The organism is Leifsonia sp. SIMBA_070 (assembly GCF_046534635.1).
Taxonomy (GTDB): domain Bacteria; phylum Actinomycetota; class Actinomycetes; order Actinomycetales; family Microbacteriaceae; genus Leifsonia.
Genome location: NZ_JAWRYK010000944.1, coordinates 1 through 236, shown reverse-complemented (window position 1 = coordinate 236; position 236 = coordinate 1). Strand labels below are relative to the sequence as shown.

General features: G+C 68.2%; 1 protein-coding gene. It reads left to right on the top strand.

Going from position 1 to position 236, the window contains the following annotated elements:
* Positions 1-236, top strand: a 236-nt coding sequence (locus tag SB754_RS22980; protein WP_410784563.1) for an aminotransferase class III-fold pyridoxal phosphate-dependent enzyme, incomplete at both ends; no start/stop codon positions are given.

The following is a 236-nucleotide window of genomic DNA, read 5'->3' as shown; positions in this document are numbered from 1 at the left end:
ACTCGCCGGTTCGAGCCTTCAATTCCGTCGGCGGAACCCCGCGGTTCATCTCCAGCGCATCCGGTTATCGGATGACCGACGCCGACGGCAACAGCTACGTCGACCTCGTCTCCAGTTGGGGCCCGATGATCCTGGGCCACGCCCACCCGGCGGTGGTCGAGGCGGTGCAGAAGGCGGCGACCACCGGTCTGTCGTTCGGTGCGCCGACCGAGGCCGAGATCGAGCTGGCCGAGGAG